Origin of the sequence: Sulfitobacter sp., assembly GCF_041552635.1 — a bacterium.
Classification (GTDB): domain Bacteria; phylum Pseudomonadota; class Alphaproteobacteria; order Rhodobacterales; family Rhodobacteraceae; genus Sulfitobacter.
In genome coordinates this window covers 1-3,381 of the sequence record NZ_JBFEKM010000275.1, presented here as the reverse complement: position 1 = coordinate 3,381, position 3,381 = coordinate 1, and the positions used below count along the sequence as shown (strand labels likewise).

Annotated in this window: 3 protein-coding genes and 1 pseudogene; 2 read left to right on the top strand and 2 right to left on the bottom strand. The window is 60.4% G+C overall.

Annotated elements, in window-relative coordinates; genetic code table 11:
* Positions 1-433 (bottom strand): annotated as a pseudogene (locus ABYT07_RS19915) (lytic transglycosylase domain-containing protein); the annotation flags it as partial.
* A 129-nt stretch (positions 434-562) separates the two neighbouring features.
* Here ABYT07_RS19915 and dapA point away from each other — a divergent pair.
* Positions 563-1,438, top strand: coding sequence for a 4-hydroxy-tetrahydrodipicolinate synthase (gene dapA / locus ABYT07_RS19910; RefSeq protein WP_372993751.1), 876 nt, complete (start codon positions 563-565; stop codon positions 1,436-1,438).
* A gap of 100 nt (positions 1,439-1,538) precedes the next feature.
* Positions 1,539-2,702, top strand: coding sequence for a M20 aminoacylase family protein (locus ABYT07_RS19905; RefSeq protein WP_372993750.1), 1,164 nt, complete (start codon positions 1,539-1,541; stop codon positions 2,700-2,702).
* Positions 2,703-2,705: 3 nt separating this feature from the next.
* On the opposite strand, the gene ABYT07_RS19900 is transcribed toward ABYT07_RS19905, so the two are convergent.
* Positions 2,706-3,381: dimethyl sulfoxide reductase anchor subunit family protein (locus ABYT07_RS19900; protein ID WP_372993749.1), on the bottom strand; the 676-nt coding region annotated here is incomplete at its 5' end.

Here is a 3,381-nt window from a genome sequence, read left to right as displayed (position 1 = left end):
TGGTGCGCCACGCCAGAACCAGGCGCGCCTGCGCCTCTCCGCTGCGGTTGGCGCGGGTCAGGGCGGCGGCATAGGCCAGCACGCCGCGCGCAGTTTGCGGGGGGCGGCCCTGAAAGAACGCGAGCATGGCCGTGTCACCCGTCTCAATCACGGCATCCTCGGATTGTTTGCGCAAATAGGCTTCGCCGGGCCAATCGGGGCGGCGGGTCAGAAAATCCATCACCTGCGCATAGGTCCCAAGCCCTGCCCGCAGTCGGTGCCATTCGACGATATCCACAGCCACCGCGCCATCGCGGCGCGCGATCAACGCGGCATTGTCCCAGTTGCCCGCCCGCACGGCATCCATCGCCCAACCCAAGGGGCGCGGGCGTTCGGCCAGAGCCGGAAAAGCAAGGGTGAATAGCAGTATCAGCGTCAGGGCGGCGCGTGTCATCTCTTGCATTTCCTAGTGATCAAAGGCTACAGCCTTGCAACATACTGTAAGGCACATGGGTTTCAACTCACGTTGCCGCCAGTCAGCAATCGGGCGCCTGCCCAGCAACGCAAGAAAAGGAGCGTGCATATGTTACAAGGTTCTCTGCCTGCACTCGTCACGCCGTTCACGAACGGCGCGCTGGATTTGGACACGCTCAAGAAACTGGTTGAGTGGCACATCGCTGAAGGGTCGAACGGGTTGGTCCCCGTTGGCACCACGGGTGAATCGCCCACGCTGACCCACGCCGAACATGAAACCGTTGTGGCCGAGGTGGTCAAAGCCGCCGCCGGACGCATCCCTGTTGTTGCAGGGGCGGGGTCCAACAACACGATCGAAAGCATCCGTCTGGCCAAGCACGCCGAAAGCGTTGGGGCCGATGCCGTGCTGGTTGTCACGCCCTATTATAACAAGCCGACCCAAGCGGGTCTGATCGCGCATTTCACTGCGATTCATGATGCCTGCGGTCTGCCGATCATCATCTACAATATTCCCGGTCGTTCGGTCGTGGATATGATGCCCGCCACCATGGCCGAGCTGGCCAAGCTGCCGCGCATCGTCGGTGTCAAGGATGCCACCGGTGATCTGGCGCGGGTCTGTGACCAACGGATGCTGTGCGGGCCGGACTTTATCCAGCTGTCAGGCGAAGACGCCACAGCACACGGGTTCAACGCCCAAGGTGGCGTGGGCTGTATTTCGGTCACCGCGAATGTCGCGCCCAAGCTGATCAGCCAAATGCAGGCCCATTGCCTTGCTGGCGATTATGCCGCCGCGTTGAAAATTCAGGATGCGTTGATGCCCTTGCACAAGGCGATCTTTACCGAGCCGGGGTTGGTGGGCGTGAAATACGCGATGTCCCGTCTGGGCCTTTGTGCGCCCGATGTGCGTCTGCCACTGGTGCCGTTGACCGACGCGACCAAGGCGTTGGTGGATAATGGCCTGCGCCACGCCGGGCTGATCAGCTAAGAAAAAACTGGCGGGGTGTGATGCCCCGCCACACCGACAGGGGTTGATGTGGCGCGGATTGCAGACCACGATGGCTGCACCTTTAGCGGAGCCGTACCCCATGAACATCCTACCCGTCATCGCCGACAGTATCCCCGAGCTTGAGGCGATTTTTCGCGATCTGCACACCCATCCAGAGATCGGCTTCACCGAGACCCGTACAAGCGCGATCGTCGCCGACCATCTGCGCAGCTTTGGCGTGGACGAGGTACATACAGGGCTTGGCAAAACCGGCGTCGTGGCGTTGATCGAAGGCAAGGGGCAAGGCAACCGGCGCGTTGGCTTGCGCGCCGACATGGATGCGCTGCCCATTCACGAGGTAACCGGGCTGGACTATGGGTCGGTCAATGCGGGCGTGATGCATGCCTGTGGTCATGACGGCCACACCACGATGTTGCTGGGGGCGGCGAAACATCTGGCGGCGACCCGTGACTTTGACGGCACGGCGGTGATCGTGTTCCAACCGGCTGAGGAAGGTCTCGGGGGCGCGCGCCAAATGCTGGCCGATGGCTTGTTCGAGCTGTTTCCCTGCGATGAAATCTATGGCATGCACAACACGCCGAACGGCCAGCCCGGCAAAGTCGGCATTTGCAAAGGCGAAGCGATGGCGGGCGCTGCCTTCTTTGACATCGAGGTCAAAGGTCAGGGCAGTCACGCTGCGCAGCCGCATCGGTCAAAAGACGCGCTGATCATTGCGGCGTCGCTGGCAACTGAACTACAGACGATCCTCAGCCGTAATATGGCCCCGCTAGAGGTTTGCGTGGTGTCGATCACCCAGATGCATGCGGGCGTTGCCTATAATGTGGTCCCGCAAACGGCGACGCTGGCAGGGACGATCCGCTATTTCAAAGATGAAATCTATGAATTGGCAGCGACCCGGATGCAGGCGATCTGCGCGGGTATGGCCTTGGCCCATGATGTAGAAATCACCTGCACGCTGCGCAATGTCTTTGACGTGCTGATCAACAATGACGAATTGTCGGATGCCTATATGGACGCGGCGGGCGATATCGTCGGTGCCGACAACCTGAATTACAAAACCGAACCAGCGACAGGATCGGAAGATTTCGCCGATATGTTGAAGGTCGTGCCGGGGGCATATTGCACTGTCGGGCACGCCGGAACAGTGGCGCTGCACAATCCGGGGTTTGTGCTGGACCCGTCGATCTTGCCAGTAGGCGCATCGATCATGGCGCGGATTGTGGAGCGGCGGCTGGCGCTTTGAGCGTTAGCGCTTGCCGTAATACAGGCCGACCACATGTTCGGCCTGGGCAAAGAACAACCAGCGCGCCGTGAAAACACCTGCGACATGCGCCAGTAAGGCGAGCCCCCCTGCAAAGTGGGAGCGGGAGGCCAGTAGCAAGATGACCGGCAGCACGACCATTAACCCAAGTGCGATGACCCGCAATTTGGTGGCGTGTTTGCGGCCGATCACATGGACGAATTCCCGCAACAGATAATTGGTGCCAGTATGCGGTGGTTCAAAGGCGCGGACCTTGCCGATGCTGCCAAGCTGTGTCGCCGTCGCAAGGGTTGAACCTGAGGCGGCAAAGCGGGTGTCACCAATGACCCATGTGGCCAGTTGGATGGCACCTGCGATTGTAATCAACCAGATTGCCCATGTGACTTGGCCGGCCAGCAAGACCCCACCAGCGACCGACAGCGACAGAAAGTTCAACGGTGTCAGGGTTATATGCCACCGCGGCACCGTTTTGAGCTGGGCGTAGATCATCGACGTGGTAAAGACGGTGCCCAAAGATAAGAGCCCGCCCAGAACCCCGATTGCACGCCAGTGCTGCTCAAGAAACACGGCCCCGAAACCGTAGATCGCCATCAAGATCAACGCGCCCACGGCACATATTGCCTCGCGGCTAAGCCAGCTTGTCTTCCATTGGCTGAAGGCT

Coding starts and splice junctions, on each gene's coding strand:
- dapA (WP_372993751.1), top strand. CDS start 563: ATGTTACAAGGTTCTCTGCCTGCACTCGTCACGCCGTTCACGAACGGC.
- ABYT07_RS19905 (WP_372993750.1), top strand. CDS start 1,539: ATGAACATCCTACCCGTCATCGCCGACAGTATCCCCGAGCTTGAGGCG.